The organism is Curvibacter microcysteis, assembly GCF_028649455.1.
Classification (GTDB): Bacteria; Pseudomonadota; Gammaproteobacteria; order Burkholderiales; family Burkholderiaceae_C; genus Curvibacter; species Curvibacter microcysteis.
In genome coordinates, this window is the sequence record NZ_JAQSIO010000002.1 from 201,807 (window position 1) to 218,490 (window position 16,684).

Annotated in this window: 16 protein-coding genes and 1 tRNA gene; 3 read left to right on the plus strand and 14 right to left on the minus strand. The window is 64.3% G+C overall.

Annotated elements, in window-relative coordinates; genetic code table 11:
• Positions 1 to 20 precede the first annotated feature (20 nt).
• Together PSQ39_RS06065 and gloB are read right to left on the minus strand one after the other, a co-directional pair.
• On the minus strand, positions 21 to 1,595 hold the full coding sequence (locus PSQ39_RS06065; protein WP_273925815.1) for a transglycosylase SLT domain-containing protein: 1,575 nt from the start codon (positions 1,593 to 1,595) through the stop codon (positions 21 to 23).
• Positions 1,592 to 2,371, minus strand: coding sequence for a hydroxyacylglutathione hydrolase (gene gloB, locus PSQ39_RS06070; protein ID WP_273926357.1), 780 nt, complete (start codon positions 2,369 to 2,371; stop codon positions 1,592 to 1,594). Before gloB ends, PSQ39_RS06065 begins: the two co-directional genes overlap by 4 nt.
• Before the next feature lie 202 nt (positions 2,372 to 2,573).
• Between gloB and PSQ39_RS06075 the strand changes: the two genes are divergently transcribed.
• Both PSQ39_RS06075 and rnhA read left to right on the plus strand, forming a co-directional pair.
• Positions 2,574 to 3,395 carry a class I SAM-dependent methyltransferase gene (locus PSQ39_RS06075; protein ID WP_273925816.1) on the plus strand — a complete coding sequence of 274 codons (822 nt, stop codon included), beginning with the start codon at positions 2,574 to 2,576 and terminating at the stop codon, positions 3,393 to 3,395.
• 3 nt (positions 3,396 to 3,398) lie between these two features.
• Positions 3,399 to 3,848 carry a ribonuclease HI gene (gene rnhA, locus PSQ39_RS06080; RefSeq protein ID WP_273925817.1) on the plus strand — a complete coding sequence of 150 codons (450 nt, stop codon included), beginning with the start codon at positions 3,399 to 3,401 and terminating at the stop codon, positions 3,846 to 3,848.
• A gap of 45 nt (positions 3,849 to 3,893) precedes the next feature.
• Here rnhA and mobA read toward each other — a convergent pair whose 3' ends face one another.
• The 7 genes from mobA to PSQ39_RS06115 all read right to left on the minus strand — a co-directional run bounded on the left by mobA (position 3,894) and on the right by PSQ39_RS06115 (position 9,904).
• Positions 3,894 to 4,598 carry a molybdenum cofactor guanylyltransferase MobA gene (gene mobA, locus PSQ39_RS06085; RefSeq protein ID WP_273925818.1) on the minus strand — a complete coding sequence of 235 codons (705 nt, stop codon included), beginning with the start codon at positions 4,596 to 4,598 and terminating at the stop codon, positions 3,894 to 3,896.
• Entirely contained in the window at positions 4,591 to 5,775 is a 1,185-nt protein-coding gene (gene moaA / locus PSQ39_RS06090; protein ID WP_273925819.1) for a GTP 3',8-cyclase MoaA, read from the minus strand. Before moaA ends, mobA begins: the two co-directional genes overlap by 8 nt.
• Positions 5,776 to 5,885: 110 nt before the next feature.
• Complete coding sequence (locus PSQ39_RS06095; RefSeq protein WP_273925820.1) at positions 5,886 to 6,647, minus strand: SDR family oxidoreductase; 762 nt, start codon at positions 6,645 to 6,647, stop codon at positions 5,886 to 5,888.
• Positions 6,648 to 6,727: 80 nt separating this feature from the next.
• Positions 6,728 to 8,161, minus strand: a complete 1,434-nt coding sequence (locus PSQ39_RS06100; protein ID WP_273925821.1) for an aldehyde dehydrogenase family protein — start codon at positions 8,159 to 8,161, stop codon at positions 6,728 to 6,730.
• Positions 8,162 to 8,627: 466 nt separating this feature from the next.
• A complete protein-coding gene (locus PSQ39_RS06105; protein ID WP_273925822.1) occupies positions 8,628 to 8,852 on the minus strand; it encodes a hypothetical protein in 225 nt (74 codons plus the stop codon).
• Positions 8,853 to 9,016: 164 nt separating this feature from the next.
• Positions 9,017 to 9,093, minus strand: a tRNA-Arg gene (locus PSQ39_RS06110).
• Between the two features lie 118 nt (positions 9,094 to 9,211).
• Complete coding sequence (locus PSQ39_RS06115) at positions 9,212 to 9,904, minus strand: glutathione S-transferase family protein (RefSeq protein WP_273925823.1); 693 nt, start codon at positions 9,902 to 9,904, stop codon at positions 9,212 to 9,214.
• Positions 9,905 to 9,952: 48 nt separating this feature from the next.
• On the opposite strand from PSQ39_RS06115, the gene PSQ39_RS06120 reads away from it, so the two are divergent.
• Positions 9,953 to 10,627, plus strand: coding sequence for a hypothetical protein (locus PSQ39_RS06120; protein WP_273925824.1), 675 nt, complete (start codon positions 9,953 to 9,955; stop codon positions 10,625 to 10,627).
• Between the two features lie 67 nt (positions 10,628 to 10,694).
• Here PSQ39_RS06120 and PSQ39_RS06125 read toward each other — a convergent pair whose 3' ends face one another.
• The 5 genes from PSQ39_RS06125 to PSQ39_RS06145 form a co-directional block, all read right to left on the minus strand.
• The gene (locus PSQ39_RS06125; RefSeq protein ID WP_273925825.1) at positions 10,695 to 11,969 is read right to left on the minus strand and encodes an acyl-CoA dehydrogenase family protein; all 1,275 of its coding nucleotides are present in this window, start codon (positions 11,967 to 11,969) and stop codon (positions 10,695 to 10,697) included.
• A 75-nt stretch (positions 11,970 to 12,044) separates the two neighbouring features.
• Positions 12,045 to 13,136: a phosphotransferase family protein gene (locus tag PSQ39_RS06130; protein WP_273925826.1), complete on the minus strand. Its 1,092-nt coding sequence runs from the start codon at positions 13,134 to 13,136 to the stop codon at positions 12,045 to 12,047.
• 49 nt (positions 13,137 to 13,185) lie between these two features.
• Positions 13,186 to 13,905 (minus strand): Crp/Fnr family transcriptional regulator, encoded by a 720-nt coding sequence (locus tag PSQ39_RS06135; protein ID WP_273925827.1) that lies wholly within the window; start codon positions 13,903 to 13,905, stop codon positions 13,186 to 13,188.
• 234 nt (positions 13,906 to 14,139) lie between these two features.
• Positions 14,140 to 14,916, minus strand: a complete 777-nt coding sequence (locus PSQ39_RS06140; protein ID WP_273925828.1) for an oxepin-CoA hydrolase, alternative type — start codon at positions 14,914 to 14,916, stop codon at positions 14,140 to 14,142.
• Between the two features lie 4 nt (positions 14,917 to 14,920).
• Positions 14,921 to 16,441, minus strand: coding sequence for a 3-hydroxyacyl-CoA dehydrogenase (locus tag PSQ39_RS06145; RefSeq protein ID WP_273925829.1), 1,521 nt, complete (start codon positions 16,439 to 16,441; stop codon positions 14,921 to 14,923).
• Between the last annotated feature and the right edge of the window lie 243 nt (positions 16,442 to 16,684).

Here is a 16,684-nt window from a genome sequence, read left to right on the forward strand (position 1 = left end):
CGGGACCCAGGCGTCAGACCTCAGTGTTTTTTGCGTGCTGCTGGCGCTGGCGCTGCTGCACGGATGGGGGGCTGTTTGGCGCTGGCGTGGGCGCTTCGGCCTGCGGGCGCTGCTGCGGCAAGGCTGCGTACCGGCTTGGCCGCACTGGGCTGAGGGCTGCTGGGGGCACTGGCACGGGCGGTCATGGGCAGGTACAGCACCACCGATTGGCCTGGCTTGAAGGCCGCGCCTGATTTCACGTCGTTCCAGTCGGCGACCTGGCTGATCGATACCTTGTAGCGCTGGGCGATGCTGACCACGGTGTCTTTGCGCCCGGACTTGATGGTGGTGCGGCGGGTCACGATCTCAGGGGCCAGGCTGAGCTGGCCGGTTTCAGCCACGCGACCGGTGACGTCGTTGTCCAGGGCGCCCAGGCGCGTCACGATCAAGGCCGAGCCCGCTTTGATCAGCATGCGCGGCGGGATGTTGTTGATGTTGCGCAGGTCGTACTCGCTCATGCCCACGCGCTGGGCGGCCGATGCCACCGACATGGTGCTGGGGGCCGTCCAGGCGGTCCAACTGGCCAGGCGCTCGTGGTAGGCCTCCAGGTTGCGTTTGAAGATCGAGGCGTTGTCCCAGGGCAGCAGGATTTGGGGCGTGCCAGCGGCCAGGATCACCGGGCGGTGCACGGAAGGGTTCAGCGCCTTGAAGTCAGCCAGGGGCACATCGGCCAGCTTGGCGGCCAGCGCGACGTCGATGTCGCCGGGGATGTCGACCGTCTCGAAGTAGGGGTGGTTGGGGATGTCGGGCAGCTCGGCACGGAACAGCTCCGGGTTGGCCACGATGTTCTTCACCGCTTGCAGCTTGGGCACGTAGTAGCGGGTCTCGTTGGGCATGTTGAGGTCCAGGTAGCCCGTGCCCAGGCCCTGCTTCTGGTTGCGCGCAATGGCCTTGCCGACGTTGCCTTCCCCCCAGTTGTAGGCGGCCAGCGCCAGGTGCCAGTCGCCGAACATGCCATACAGCCTTTGCAGGTAGTCCAGTGCGGCCCGGGTTGAGGCCAACACGTCGCGGCGGTCGTCGCGGAAGACGTTTTGCTTGAGGTCGTACGAGGTGCCGGTGGCGGGCATGAATTGCCACATGCCTGCGGCCTTGGCCGAGGACACAGCCTGCGGGTTGAAGGCGCTTTCAATGTAGGGCAGCAAGGCCAGTTCGGTGGGCATGCCACGGCGTTCCAACTCTTCGACGATGTGGAACAGGTACTTGCGCGAGCGCTCGGTCATGCGAAAGATGTAGTCGGGCCGCGTCGTGTACCACTGCTCCCGGTCACGCACCAAGTCGCTGTTCAGATCGGGCATAGCAAAGCCCACGCGGATGCGTTGCCACAGATCGGCCGGAGCGGCCATTTGGGCCACCGGGCGCGAGTTCCAGCTGCTGGCCGCGATCGGCTGCAGGCCAGAAGGCGGACTCAGGCTCAGCGACAGGGCCGGCCGGCTGGTTCCCACGGGGGCGGTGCCTGTGGGGGGCTCGCTGGCGGGGCTGGACGAGGGAGTGGGCGTGCTGGCGCAGCCAGTGAGCCACAGCAGGGCGGCCAGGCAGGCCGCAGTGAGGAGTTTCATTGGAACTTGTTTTTCCATTCACGCAGGCGAGCGAACACATCGATCGCGTCCCCCGCGTGGGTGTCGGCATCGTGCGCTTGAAGTCCTTGGATGACCGAGGCTTCGCGTGAGCGCAGAAAGGGGTTGATGGCCCGCTCCAGAGCCATGCTGGAGGGCAGGGTGGGCAGGCTTTGTGCGCGCAGGGCTTCGCAGCGGGCCTGGTAGTCCAAGAGCGCAGCGTTGCCAGGCTCGACCGCGCGGGCAAAGCGCAGGTTGGACAGGGTGTATTCGTGGGTGCAGCAGACGCGGGTGGTGTCTGGCAGCGCGGCGAGTTGGTCCAGCGAGTGCAGCATCTGGGCTGGCGTGCCCTCAAACAGGCGACCGCAGCCGCCGGAAAACAGCGTGTCGCCGCAAAACAGCAGGGGCTGGCCCAGCACATCGGCACTGTAAAAAGCAATGTGGCCTGCGGTGTGGCCCGGCACATCCAGCACCTCGAAGTCAAAACCTGCCGCCTGGAGGCGTTGGCCTTGCTGCACCCGCAGCAGGGGCTCGGGCACGCGTTCCAGGGCCGGGCCCCAGACCTGGGCCTGGGTGGCTTCACGCAGCTGCGCCACGCCGCCGGTGTGGTCGGCGTGGTGGTGGGTGATCAAGATGCCCTCCAAGCGCAGGGCGGGTCGTGCCGCCAGGGCGTCCAGCACCGGCTGAGCCTGGCCGGGGTCCACCACCAAGGCGCGTTGGCCATCGTGCAACAGCCAGATGTAGTTGTCTGAGAAGGCCGGCAGGGGAATGAGTTCGATGGTCATGGGCGGGGCGGATTATAGGAACATGGCGGGTCGCAAGGGCCTTGCCAGGCGCTATGCTCGGGGCTGGAGCTGCCGGGGCCCCGGGCTCTTTTCTGGCGAGAAACACGCCAGAGGGGCCAGCCCTCCAGTTTCGCACTGATTGGCATCCTTGTTGTGGTCCATCCCTTCCTTTCGCCTGCCATCCCACTGCCTGCCCATGCTGTCGCTGCCTGAATGGTTCCAAACCCCCCCGGGACGCTACCTGCTCGCCTGGGAGCAGGCCCGCATGGACGAAGCCGTGGCCGACCTGTTTGGTTACTACAGCCTGCAGTTGGGTCTGCCGGAGTTGCAGGCCCTGCGCCGCAACCGCATGCCCCACCCCTGGCTGGCGGTGGATTCACTGGATGAGCTGAAGCGGGTCGGCCCCGAGCCTGCGGAAGGGCGGCTGCCCCGTGCCGCCCTGCTGACGGATTACGCGGCCTTGCCGTTTCCGGAAGCCAGTTTGGACCTGGTGGTGCTGCCGCACACGCTGGAGACATCGCACGACCCGCACACCACCTTGCGCGAGGTGGAGCGGGTCTTGGTGCCCGATGGTCGGGTGGTGATCAGCTGCTTCAACCCCACCAGCCTGTGGGGTGCGCGCCAGCGACGGGCCCGCTTGTACCAGCGTCTGGGGGGCGGCTCGCTGTATCTGCCGGGCGCAGGGGACTTTCTGGGCTACCTGCGCTTGCGCGATTGGCTGCGTTTGCTGAGCTTCGAGGTTGAGACGGCCCACTTTGGCTGTTACCGTCCGGCGGTGGACAGCGAGACCTGGTTGCGCCGCTTTGAATGGATGGATGCGGCTGGCGAGCGCTGGTGGCCTATTTTTGGCGCAGCTTATTTTTTGGTGGCGGTCAAGCGGGTGCGTGGCATGCACCTGCTGGGGCCGGCGTGGAAGCAGGCCCGTCGCCCCGTTGGGGTGCCGGTGCCCGCCGTCAACCGCCAGCACCGGACCCATCCGGGCCGGGGCGCCACCCCGTTTGAATCTGAAGGAAATTGAGTTTTGAATTCTGTTGTGATCTACACCGATGGCGCCTGCAAGGGCAATCCAGGCCCAGGGGGATGGGGCGTGCTGCTGAAGTCCGGTACGTTTGAGAAAGAGCTCTTCGGCGGCGAGTTGGGCACCACCAACAACCGCATGGAGATGATGGCGGTGATCGAGGCGCTCAGTGCGCTCAAGCGGCCCTGTCAGGTCACCCTGTTTTTGGACAGTGAATACGTGCGCAAAGGCATCACTGAGTGGATCCACGGCTGGAAGGCCAAGGGGTGGAAGACGGCGGCCAAGCAGCCGGTCAAAAACGCCGAGCTGTGGCAGCGCTTGGACGCGCTCGTGGCCACGGGCGGGCACCAGATCGAGTGGCGCTGGGTCAAGGGCCATGCGGGCGACCCAGGCAACGAGCGCGCTGATGCCCTGGCCAACATGGGCGTGGAAAAAGCCCTGGGTCGACGCTGATTTGTGGCGTGCTGCGACCTCTTGGCGCGAGGCTTCGCAGCCGGTTCAGGATTCCCCTGCAGGCCGCGCTGAACCAGCCAGGGTGTGCAAGGCCGACAAGGTGTTGACGTTGGCAAAGGCCTGCCAGGGCGTTTGAATCGGGTCGTAGGTGACCTCGACCGTCGGGTGGCCGGCCAGCCAGGCGCCGACCTTGCGCTCCCCTTGGGCTAAAAAGTGGCCCAAGGAGGGCGCCAGGCTGCGGTGCAGCAGGGCGAACACGGGTTGCCGGTGCAGGGGGTTGGCTGAGGGCGCCGCGCCGCGCGCCAGAGCAAGCAAGTCCTCGTCTTCGGGTGCCCAGGCGCGCACGGTGGCGACCAAGGCATCGGACTGCTGCAGGGCCTGGCTCAGCCGTGAGCCCAGATCCAGTGGGAAAAACGGCACGTCACAAGGCACGGTCATGAGCCAGGGCGTGGCCATGTGCTCCAGGCCGCTGAGCACCCCAGCCAGCGGGCCCCAAGCCTGGTCGGGCTGCGCATCAGGCCAGACAGGCGCACCCAGCGCGGCATAGTCCGCTGGCGAGCGGTTGGCGTTCAATGCCTGCAGGCCGGTTTGGCCGCGCAGGCGCTGCAAGGCACGCGCTGCCAGCGCTTGTCCGTCAAAGCGTTGCAATCCTTTTTCGCAGCCCATGCGTGATCCCAGGCCGCCTGCCAACACCAGGCCTGTGATGTCTTGTGCACCTCTCGGTGCCACGGGCAGTGTGGGTTCAGCCACCGATGTAGCTCATTTCGACCCGCCGGCGCCCCTCGCCTGGGGCGGGTGCTGCCTCGGCCGGCAGGCTGGCACGCAGTTCGGAATAGCGGTCACTGCGGCCCTGCCAAATGTGCGCGATGGCCGAGGCGATTTCAGCCTCGCTGGCCCCGCCCCGCACGAGGCTGCGCAGGTCGTGACCTTGGTGACCGAACAGGCACAGGTACAACTGACCTTCGGTGGACAAGCGGGCCCGGTTGCAATCGTGGCAGAAGGCCTGGGTCACGCTGCTGATCACGCCCACCTCGCCCAAGGCGGGGTCCCATTGCCCTTGGGCATTGGCGTAGCCCCAACGCTGGGCGGTTTCGCCTGGGGCGGCGGCCTCCAGCGGCAGCAGGGCAAATTCTTGGCGCAGCAGCGCGATCACTTCAGCCGAGGGCAGCACCTCGTCCATGCGCCAGCCATTGGTAGCCCCGACATCCATGTACTCGATGAAGCGCAGGGTCACCCCCCGGCTTCGAAAATAGCGCGCCATCGGCAAAATTTCTTGCTCGTTGGTGCCGCGCTTGACCACCATATTGACTTTCAGGCCGCCGTCAGCCCCCAGGCCCGCCCGCTGGGCGGCTTCGATCCCGGCCAACACATCGCTGACTGGGAAGTCCACATCGTTCATGCGTCGAAAGGTGGCGTCATCCAATCCATCCAGGCTGACGGTGACGCGCTGCAGGCCGGCCGCTTTGAGGCTGGCCGCTTTGCGTGCCAGCAGCGAGCCGTTGGTGGTCAGGGTCAGGTCGGGGGCGACGCCGTCGATGGTGCGCAGTGCCGCCAGTTGTTCGATCAAGCGTTCCAGGTTTTTTCGCAGCAGGGGCTCACCGCCGGTGAGCCGGATCTTGCGCACGCCATGGGCCAGGAACTGGCGCGCCAGCACCGTGATTTCTTCAAAGCTCAACAGCGAGGCATGCGGCAGGTAGGGGTAGTCCTTGTCGAACACCTCTTTGGGCATGCAATAGCTACAGCGGAAGTTGCAGCGGTCGGTGACGCTGATGCGCAGGTCGCGCAGGGGGCGTTCCAGCCGGTCCTGAAGCTGGCCTTGGGCCTGCAGCAGGGGCAGGGTCACGGGCCGCGAGGGCTGTGACTGACGCCAATCCAGCACGGGGATGGTGCGCGGCGCAGCGCTGACTGAGGAAGGGCGGTCGGACATGCCGGAGGCTCGAAGATAAACAGGGGTGAGGAAACGCTACGCACCTTACACCAGAAGCCCCGGCTGTGGACGCGGGCCCAGGGGTGTCCCTAGGCCCGGTGAGGCTGGGCTTAAACGCAGCGCGCGCCGTCGACTTCGATGCACACACCCGAGATGAAGGAGGCTTCGTCCGACACCAAGTACAGCGCCGCGTTGGCCACGTCCAAGGCGGTGGAGAAGCGGCCCAGGGGGATGGTGGCGCGGAACTTGGCGCGGCGTTCTTCGTCCACCGGTCCACCGGCAAACTCGGCGGCCAGGCCTGTGTCCGGGTTGAACACCGGGTTGATGCAGTTGACGCGGATGTTGTCCGGGCCCAGTTCAGCCGCCAGCGACTTGCTGGTGGTGATGACGGCACCTTTGGAGCCGTTGTACCAGGTCAGGCCTGGGCGGGGGCGCACACCTGCCGTGGAGGCGATGTTGACGAAGCTGCCGCCGCCGTGGGCGCGGAACACTGGCGTGGCGTGCAAGGTGGCCAAGTAGATGCTCTTCACGTTGATGGCGTAGCAGCGGTCGAATTCTTCTTCCGGCACTTCCAACGCAGGGCGGTTGCGGTGCGTCCAGCCGGCGTTGTTGACCATGGCATCGAGCTTGCCAAACAGGCGCACCGCCTCATCAACCAAGGCCTTGACCTGGGCCGATTGGGTCACGTCAGCCTTGAAGAAGGCGGCTTGGCCGCCGGCCGCGATGATCTCGGCGACCACGCGTTGACCCCCTGCTTCGTTGATGTCGTTGACCAGCACTTTGGCGCCTTCAGCGGCCAGTCGCTTGGCAATGCCTTCGCCAATGCCGTTGCCAGCGCCGGTGACGATGACGGATTTGTCTTGTGCACGCATGGGAAATCTCCTGATGTTTTCTAGCTATAAAAAGAGTCAGCGCCGGCGCAGTCTTGCGCGGGCGCTGACGCTGGGGCGTGTCAACCGTGGCGGATGGCGACGGTTTTGAGGGTGGTGAAGCCGTACAGGGCTTCAAAGCCCTTTTCGCGCCCGTAACCGGATGACTTGACGCCGCCGAAAGGCAACTCCACGCCGCCGCCGGCGCCGTAGTTGTTGATGAACACTTGCCCACTGCGCAGGCGCTTGGCCATGCGGAACTGGCGTCCACCGTCCCGGGTCCAGACGCCCGCCACCAAGCCAAAGTCGGTGGCGTTGGCCAACTCGACGGCATGGTCTTCGTCACGGAAACTCATGGCGGCCAGCACGGGGCCAAAGACCTCTTCCTGGGCCAAGCGGTGGTCCACTGGCACATCGCGCAGCAGCGTCGGTGCTTGGTAGTAGCCGGTTTCTGGCGCCTGGTCGACGATGCGGCCTTGGGCCACCATCTGAATGCCGGCCACTTGGGCGTCGGACAGAAAGTCCCAAACCCGCTGTTGCTGGGTTTGGCGGATCAGCGGACCCACGTCGAGGTCCATGTTCGCCGGGCCCACCCGCAGGGCTTCAAACGCCTGGCCCAGGCGGGCCAACAAGGCCTCGTAGATGCTTTCCTGGATCAGCACGCGCGAGCCCGCCGAGCAGGTTTGCCCAGCGTTTTGCACGATGGCGTTGATGATCACGGGCACTGCCGCGTCGAGGTCGGCGTCTTCAAAAATGATTTGTGGGCTTTTTCCGCCCAGCTCCAGCGTGACCGGGCAGTGGCGTTCTGCTGCCACTTGCTGGATCAGCGTCCCCACCTTGGGGCTGCCGGTGAAGCTGATGTGGTCGATGCCGGGGTGACGGGCGAGCGCATCGCCCACTTCATGACCATAACCGGTGACGATGTTGATGGCACCCGCCGGGAAGCCCACCTCGGCGGCCAACTGCGCGACGCGGATCAGCGACAGGCAGGCGTCTTCTGCAGGCTTGACGACGCAAACATTGCCGGCGGCCAGAGCCCCGCCCACGCTGCGGCCAAAAATCTGCATGGGGTAGTTCCAGGGGATCACATGGCCCGTCACGCCATGGGGCTCGCGCCAAGTCAGCACGCTGTAGCCCTCTTGGTAGGGGATGGTGTCGCCATGGAATTTGTCGGCAGCGCCGGCATAGAACTCGAAGTAGCGCACCAGGGCCAGCGCGTCGGCCTTGGCCTGTTTGGTGGGCTTGCCGCAATCGCGTTGCTCCAGCGCCGCCAGTTCTTCGGCGTGCTCACCGACCTTGACCGACAGGCGCATCATGAGACGACCGCGCTCCGCCGCACTCAAGCGACCCCAGACGGTGTCGTAACACTGGCGTGCGGCCCGTACCGCGTCGTCAATGTCTTGCGCGTTGCTGCGCTGGAGGTGATCAAAAACCTGACCGTCCGACGGATCGATCACAGGCAGTGTCTTGCCCGACGAAGAGGGCACCGAGGCGTTGGCGATGAAATTGAGTTGCATGCCGTTCATTTTGCGCCAATGGTCGACGCTTGGCACCCGGCGGAGTGTTGGCTGTCGACACCTCAGTCCTCGCGCTTGGCTGGGGCTGTCATCGCCGAACGGCGCGGCATGGCTGGATCGGCCGACCGAGAAGTGGACGCGCAGCAAAAAGCGCCTGAAAAAGGCGCTTTGAAGAGGGTGAAGCCTGTGAGTTGTGATGGCTTCTGAGGCTGGGGTCTGCCGTGGATGCAGCCCTTTCAGGATCGGACTGCTGACCTTGAGTGCTTCAGCGTGGGCTGCGCTTGCGATCGCGGTCGTCGTGGGGCCAAGCGTTGGCAGGGATGTTTTTCAAGCTGGAAGTCATCAGGAATCTCCGTGGATGGAGCTTCAACGAGCGCCAGTTGATTCCGGTTGACAGTTTTTTTCAAAAATTTTCAGCTGTGTTGAGAAAATTCGTTAGAACCGCAGGCAATTGGGTTGGGAAATATTATTTTTCAGTCGAACCGGTTTGTGGCGTATCAGTCACTGACTTGGGCGTCCCATGCTGGATGCGCTCCGAGTGCAGCAAGCGCTGGGTCAGATCTTCGGCCGCGAGCGCGTCCGGTGTTCGGTAGGCGAGCCGTAAGGCCATCATCAACTCGTCCAACGCGGCCAAAGTGTCGTGCACAGCCAGCCGGAGTTGTCGGATTTTGGGGTCGTCTGAGGGGTCCATGGCCCATTGTGACTTGGGATGTGCGTGTCATCCAAGGCCCCAATTGTGTGCAATTCCCGGCAAGTGTTGGCAATTGATTCAACACCGAAGGGAATGCAGGGTCGTCAGGCGCTTGACGCGAAGCCCGGACGAGCCGAGCTGTTTCCTGCGCGGGTTTGTGCGACTGGCCTGCCCGACAGGAATCGAACCTGTGACCCACAGCTTAGAAGGCTGTTGCTCTATCCAACTGAGCTACGGGCAGTCGCATGGATGCTGCGTTTGGAGCCCGGATTATGCCCTAGGGGCACGGCCTTGCCGTCTTCGTCTGAAGCGCTCTGCCCCCCTGGGCGCAGCTGGAAGCCTTGAATGGAGATCAGGGCTCAGCGCGACTGGTACTGGGTGGCGCCAAACAGCACCTCCCGCGCCTTGTCGTCGGTGATTGGGCGGCGCAGGTCGGCCAGCACGGTGACCCCTTTTTGTACCGCTGGACGCTCCCCCAGGCGTTCAAACCAGGCTTTCAGATGGGGGTGGTCGGCCCAGTCAATGCCTTGGTTTTGCCAGCTGCGCAGCCAGGGGTAGATGGCGATGTCGGCAATGCTGTAGTGCGCTCCAGCGATGAAGGGGTGTCGGGCCAGTTGGCGGTCCATCACGCCGTAGAGGCGCTTGGCTTCGTTGGTGTAGCGTTGGATGGCGTAGTCGATCTTTTCAGGGGCGTACATGCGGAAGTGGTGGGCTTGACCCAGCATCGGGCCGACACCACCCATCTGAAACATCAGCCACTGGAGCACCTGCAGTCGTTCACGCTCATCGCTGGGCAGGAAAAGGCCGGTCTTTTGCGCCAAGTAAAGCAAGATGGCGCCAGACTCAAAGATGGCGATCGGCTCGCCCCCAGGCCCATCCGGGTCAACCAGTGCTGGAATTTTGTTGTTGGGGCTGATGGCCAGGAAGTCGGGCTGGAACTGATCACCCTGGCCGATGTTGATGGGGATGGCTTCGTAGGGCAGGCCACACTCTTCCAGCATGATGTGGATTTTGTGCCCATTGGGTGTGGGCCAAGAATAGACTTTGATCATCCGCTTGCCTCCGGCAAATTGATCAACTTTAGGTGAAATTCATTGGCCATGTTTGAGCGCCTCAAAAAGCTGTTCCAGCCGGACCACTCTGCCGCTTTGGCTGTCTGGGCGCGACGTGAAGCACTGTTGTTTGAGCAGGTCCCCAGCGGGGACCGATTGGTTTGGACAGGGCAGTTGGAGGGCCACCCATTTCGCATGGAGAGCGCGCCGCCGCAACGCGACTACCTGCGGGGTCACGAGTTGCGCCTGCGCTTGGACCTGGCCCTGTCAGACGACTGGTCCATCATGGTGATGAACCGCGAACTCAATCAGCACCTGGAGCAAGCTGCCTACAGTGGCTACACCGATGCGGTGCAGACCACCGCCCGGCTCAAATTGACGGAGGAAATGCGTTGGCTGGCCATGTACACCGAGGTCGGGTGGAGTCGCATGAACTCCGACTTTTGGGCCCGTTTCGTGGTCCTGACCGAGCACCGGGAGGACGCGCAAGCCTGGTTGAGCGCCCCTTTGGTACAGGCTTTGATGAGCTTGCCTGCAGCGCCCGACGGGCACCAAATGCCCTTGGTCATGATGCTGACGCGAGGTCGTCTGTACCTGCGTACCCAGCATCAGAGGGAGGACACCTTGAAGCTGGATCTGTTCCTGGCCTTGGCCCGCAGCGCTGCTCAAAGTGCCCAGGCCTTGCCCCCGGAACGCAATCTACTGCCTCCGCCCCAGCCCTGAGGCAGGTGAGTGGACACCAGGCGGTCCAACCGCTCCCTAGTGGGGGCAGTCGGACTCGGACGCCGGCTCAGCAGCCGCGCGTGATTGGCATTTCGACTTCAGTGGCGCGCGCCGAGTACTTGCCCAGCTCCAGCTTGGCGATGGCATTGCGGTGCACTTCGTCCGGGCCGTCGGCAAAGCGCAGCGTGCGGGCGTGGGCGTAGGCCGATGCCAGCGGGAAGTCGTCGCACATGCCACCGCCGCCATGCACTTGCATGGCCCAGTCAATCACTTGGCAGGCCATGCTCGGGGCCACGACCTTGATCATGGCGATCTCGGTCTTGGCGACCTTGTTGCCGGCCACGTCCATCATCCAGGCGGCCTTCAGGGTCAGCAGGCGGGCCATGTCGATCTTGCAGCGGGCTTCGGCGATGCGCTCTTGCGTCACGGTTTGTTGGGCCACGGTCTTGCCGAAGGCCGTGCGTGCGCTGGCGCGGCGGCACATGAGTTCGAGCGCGCGTTCGGCCAGGCCGATCAGGCGCATGCAGTGGTGAATGCGTCCCGGGCCCAGGCGACCTTGGGCGATTTCAAAGCCCCGGCCCTCGCCAAGCAGGATGTTGGAGACAGGAACGCGCACGTTGGTGAAGGTCATTTCAACGTGACCATGGGGTGCGTCGTCGTAGCCCATCACATTGAGCGGGCGAAGGATGTTGATGCCCTTGGTGTCCGCTGGCACCAGCACCATGCTTTGCTGCGAGTGGCGCGGGGCGTCCGGGTCGGTCTTGCCCATGGTGATGTAGACGGCGCAGCGCGGATCTGCGGCGCCCGAGATCCACCACTTGCGGCCGTTGATGACGTACTCGTCACCCTGGCGTTCGATGCGGGTTTCGATGTTGGTGGCGTCGCTCGAGGCCACGTCGGGTTCGGTCATGGCAAAAGCCGAGCGGATCTTGCCTTCGAGCAAGGGCTTGAGCCAGCGTTCGCGGTTTTCGGGCGAGCCGTAACGCGCGATGGTTTCCATGTTGCCGGTGTCGGGGGCGGAGCAGTTGAACACCTCGCTCGACCAGGGAACGGCGCCCATGATTTCGGCCAAGGGAGCGTACTCTTGGTTGGTCAAACCGGCGCCTTCGTAGCCCGAAGCGGCCGCGCTGTCCACCGGCAGGAACAGGTTCCACAGACCGGCGGCTTGCGCCTTGGGCTTGAGGTTTTCAATGGTTTGCAGCGCGCTCCAGCGCTTGCCTGCCACGGTGTTGGCAGCCAACTCGGCCTTGTACGCATCCTCCGAAGGGTAGATGTGATCGGCCATGAACTGCTTCAGTCGAGCCTGGAGTTCTTTTGTTTTCGGGGAGTAATCAAAGTCCATGTGCTTCTCCTGTTGGAATGAAAGGCGCTGAGGCGGTTGCTTCTGGTTGGAAAACGGGGCGAGGGCGCGCAGGGCTCAACGGCCAGAGCGCTGGGCAAACTGCCAAGCCATCTCGGCCAGAGGGCGAGCGCCCGCGGCTGAGCTGACGGCCTGGGCGCTGGAGGCTGTGCCAGCTTCCACGCGTTTGGCAATGCCTTGCAGGATGGCCGCGAGGCGGAACAGGTTGTAGGCCAGGTAGAAGTTCCAGTCGGCACGCAAGGCCTCGGGTGTGCTCAGGCCGGTGCGCTCGCAGTAGAGGCGGATGTACTCGTCTTCGCTGGGGATGCCCAGGCTGACCAGGTCCAGACCACCAATGCCCCGGAAGGAGCCCTGCGGGATGTGCCAGGCCATGCAGTGGTAGCTGAAGTCGGCCAGCGGGTGACCCAGGGTGGACAGCTCCCAGTCCAGCACGGCTTGAACGCGGGGCTCGCTGGGGTGGAACATCAGGTTGTCGAGCCGGTAGTCGCCGTGCACGATGGACACCATGCGTTCGTCACGAGCAGCCGCAGGGATGTTGGCGGGCAGCCAGGCCATCAGCTGGTCCATCTCGGGGATGGGCTGGGTGATGGAGGCCACGTACTGCTTGCTCCAGCGGCCAATCTGGCGCTCGAAGTAATTGCCCGGCTTGCCGTAGCTGGCCAGGCCGCGCTCGGCGAACTTGACGGTGTGCAAGGCGGCGATGACCCGGTTCATCTCCAGGTAGATCTCGCGCCGTTGGGCGGGCGACATGCCGGGCAGGGACTGGTCCCACATGACGCGGCCGTCGACAAATTCCATCACATAGAAGGCGCGACCGATGACGTACTCGTCTTCGCACAGGCAGTGCATTTGCGCCACTGGCACTTCGGTGCCCGCCAGGCCCGTCATGACCGCGAACTCGCGCTCGATGGCGTGGGCCGAGGGCAGCAACTTGGCCACCGGACCCGGCTTGGCGCGCATCACATAGGACTTGTGCGGCGTGATGAGTTTGTAGGTCGGGTTGGACTGCCCCCCTTTGAACATCTCGATGCTCAAGGGGCCCTCAAAGCCTGGCAGGTGGACGCCCAGCCACTGGGACAGGGCGGCGATGTCGATGGCGTGTTGCTCGGACACCGCGCGGGTGCCGACAAAGTGATCGAATTGGCTCATGGGGCTTGGTCTTGTCTCGGGGTTCTTATGGGGGCAGTCAGGGCACTGGCTAGACGTCGCTTTCAGCGATGCGCATCAGGGCATCGCGGTCGCGCACGATCAGGCCACCGGGTTCGATGCGGATGGCTTCTTCGCGCTCCATGGCTTTGAGTTCCTGGTTCACGCGTTGCCGGGATGCTCCCAGCAACTGCGCCAGCTCTTCTTGGGCCAGGTGCAGGCTGATGCGCATCTCGCGTCCATCCGACAGACTGGGCACGCCGTAGCTGCGCACCAAATGCACCAACTGCTTGGCCAGCCGGGCGCGAAGGGGCAGGGTGTTGAGGTCTTCCACCAAGCCAAACAGTTGCCGGATGCGCCGCGCGTGCAGTCGCAGCATGGCTTCGTACAGTTCGACGTGGGTGGCCAGAATCTTCTTGAAGTCGGCTTTGGCGACACACAGGATGGTGGTCTCGCCATGGGCGTAGGCATCGTGGGTTCGCCGGTCGCCGTCGAAGATGGCCACGTCGCCGAACCAGATGCCCGGCTCCACATACGTCAGCGTGATCTGCTTGCCCGAGATGGAGGTGGAGCTCACCCGCACCGCGCCCTTGGCGCAGGCGATCCACTCTTCGGGTGGGTCGCCGCGGGCCGCGATCAGCTCGCCATCGCGGTAACGCTTGACGTAGGCGCATCGGAGTATGTCGTGCCTGAGTGAGGGTGAAAGGGATGAAAACCAGCGACCTGAATTGATCGCTTCACGTTCTTCGATATTAAGAATCGGGTCGTCCATGGCCTGTCTTTTGCGTGACTGAAAACAGCCCCATTGTCGCGTCTGGGACGAGGCTCTCCCTGGCGTGTTGTCGCCTGCGTGTCTGGGCTGTTGGCGTGGGGCGGGAGGCCCCGCGTGGTGCGGGGCTTCAGAGGGGGCGGGACGGGGCCTGCGGGCGAGTTGGCGTGCGGGGGGCAGGCTTCACCCGCAGGGGCCACCGGGACGGCCCCCGAGGGAGGCGCGTCCGGCGGGCAATCAGTAGCGCGGCGTGGTCTTGTCGAGGAAAGCTGCGATACCGATGCCCGCGTTGGCATGGTGCAGGTTGCGCACAAAGTGATCGCGCTCCGCCGCCAGGTGCTGGGTCAGCGACTGGGTGCCCGCATCGTTGACCAGCTCTTTGATGCTGGCCAGCGCGTTGGGCGCACGGGCATTGAGTTGTTCGGCCAACTTCAAGGCCTCGGCCAGGGCCTGGCCCGGTTCGCACACCCGGTTCACCAGTCCGTGCTGCTGCAGGGCGTCGGCACCGATGCGGCTGCCGCACATCAACAGCTCATTGACCAGTGCGCGCGGCAGGGCGCGCGCCAGGCTCCAGCTGCCGCCGCCGTCGGGCGACAGGGCGATGTTGCTGTAGGCCATGACGAACTGAGCGTCGCGTGCGGCAGTCAGAAAGTCACACGCCAGGGCCAGCGAGAAGCCCGCGCCCGCCGCTGCACCCTCGACTGCGGCAATCACCGGCTTGGGAAACACGCGGATCGATTCGATCCAGCTGTGCAGCCCTTCAATGCTGTCTGCCTGGACCTGTGGGGGTAACTCACGGTTGCCTTGCAGGCGTCGCAGGTTGCCGCCGGCGCAGAACCAGGGGCCCTCACCGGTGATGACCACCGAACGCACATCGGCGTTGCTCTCGGCCACGTTCAGGGCCTCGATGCCCGCGGCGTACATCTCCGGGCCCAGCGCATTGCGGAACTCGGGGTTGCTCAGGGTCAGCACCAGGGTCTGGCCCTGGCTGTGGCTCTTGAGTTCGGCGCTCATGGGTTCAGCTTTCTTCGTGCTTCAGGCTCAGGCCAATGGCGCCACGGCGGCGCAGCCAGGGGCTGGGGCGGTAGCGCTGATCGCCATACACGGTTTGCATGTTGAACAGCACCTCCAGCACATTGGTGGGGCCATAGCGGTCGCCCATGCTCAGGGGGCCCATCGGGTAGCCCAGGCCCAGGGTCACGGCCAGCTCCAGATCGCCAGGGCTGCAAATGCCCTGCTGGCAGATGTCGGTGGCGATGTTGATGATGGTGCCCACCACGCGCTGGGTGACAAAGCCTCCGCTGTCACGGATGACGCTGACCGCCTTGCCGTCGCGCGCAAACAGGGCGTGTGCCGCGTCGCGCATGTCTTCGCGCGTGGCCGGGTTGGTGGCCAGCACACGGCGGCGGGTGCTGGCGTCGTCGACCAGCATGTCAATGCCCACGGTGCGGCTGGGGTCGAGTCGCTCGACCACCGCGACGGTGGTCACGTCGAAGCCCAGCGGAGCGACCAGGGTGAGCGCATGAGGGGAGGGGGAGGCGCCGGTCTCGATGGTGGCGCCCAAGTCCTTCAGCAGTTGGTACAGCTCAGCGCGGCGGGCTGCTCGGCTGGACACCCACACGGGCGGCATTTCCTGCACCTGAGGCACGGGTTGCTCGGGAGGCATTTGCGCCTGGCCGTCGACATAGCGGTAAAAGCCCTGGCCGGTCTTGCGGCCCAGCAGGCCGCCACTGAGGCGCTGAGCGGTGATCACGCTGGGGCGGTAGCGCGCCTCTTCGTGGTACTGGTGGTAGATCGACTCCATCACCGGGTGCGAGACATCCAGGCCCGTCAGGTCCAGCAACTCGAAGGGGCCGAGCTTGAAGCCAATTTGGTCCCTCAGGATGCGATCGATGGTGGCGAAGTCGGTCACGCCTTCGGACACGATGCGCAAGGCCTCGGTGCCGTAGCCGCGGCCGGCGTGGTTGACGATGAAGCCCGGGGTGTCCTGAGCACGCACCGGCGTGTGGCCAATCTGGCGCGCGTACGCGCTCAGGTCGTCGCACACCGAAGCGTCGGTGGCCAAACCGGCAATCACCTCCACCACCTTCATCAGCGGCACGGGATTGAAGAAGTGGTAGCCAGCGACCCGACCGGGGCGCTCGCAAGCCGAGGCGATGGCCGTCACGGACAGCGACGATGTGTTACTGGCCAGCACGGCTTCCGGCGCGACCACGGTTTCAAGTTGTTTGAACAAGGACTTCTTGATGTCCAGGTTCTCCACAATGGCTTCGACCACCAAGTGGGCATCAGCCAAGTCTGAAAGTTGCTCAGCCACCACAAGGCGCTGGGCATAAGTGTGAACATCCTCACCGCTCAGCCGTCCTTTTTCGGCCAATCGTCCCCATTGGGCGATGATCTCAGCCTGGGCCAGGGCCGCAGCGCCCGGCTTGCTGTCATGCAAGAGAACCTGACTACCGGCTTGGGCTGCGAGTTGAGCGATGCCTCGTCCCATGGCGCCGGTGCCCACAATAGCGACATTCTGATAAATTATTTTCATCTTTGAATTATCTCTTGGTTGGTGAATTGGGGTGTTGTGCCAAAATCGGCGATAAAGCAAACGATAAATTGTGAAAATACGTAATATTTTCGTCGGGGTGGCCTTGGTGGCGATGACTGGTAGCAGTTTTTCGCTGAGCCTGGGGAGGGTTCGCGGAACTGCCGTCTTGGGGCAGCCGTTGACGCTTTCGTTTGAGCTCAAGGCCGAAGCGGGTGAAGATTTTGACCCCGCCTGTCTGGATGT